This is a genomic window from Dellaglioa sp. CoH-57-MRSF-18, assembly GCF_056781995.1.
In genome coordinates, this window is the sequence record NZ_JBXAXX010000137.1 from 1 (window position 1) to 357 (window position 357).

Annotated in this window: 2 protein-coding genes; both read right to left on the reverse strand. The window is 53.8% G+C overall.

All coding sequences use genetic code 11. The annotated features are described in order from the left end of the window. The coding region (locus AC1RPG_RS08445; protein ID WP_481762542.1) for a DUF7415 domain-containing protein at positions 1–166 on the reverse strand (166 nt) is incomplete at its 3' end. Beyond that, positions 159–357, reverse strand: a 199-nt coding sequence (locus AC1RPG_RS08450; protein WP_481762541.1) for a hypothetical protein, incomplete at its 5' end; no start/stop codon positions are given. The genes AC1RPG_RS08445 and AC1RPG_RS08450, both read right to left, overlap by 8 nt.

The following is a 357-nucleotide window of genomic DNA, read 5'->3' on the forward strand; positions in this document are numbered from 1 at the left end:
CGAATGCGCCCTCCGATACACCAGTCGCCGGATCGTAGAACACGGCAAGCCCAAGCGGGTGCATGATCTCGTTTTTGATACGGTACAGCAGACCGCGATCCGCAATCTCGATCCACGTGACTTCCTGCATCGAGCCCTCGACTACACTATCCGTCAACTCAGACATCTTCAGTTTCTCCCTGTACAAGTTCAAAGATTCGAGCCTCAATCTCCGAAAACCCCTCACTCACGTGAATCGAGTCCACATCACCAGCGTACTGCTCTCTCAGGCTCTGGATGATGTGCCGGACTTCGTTGATTCGCGTCAACTGACCCATCTCGAAGGCGAGCTGCATCAGCCATTGCTCATGTTGGTTC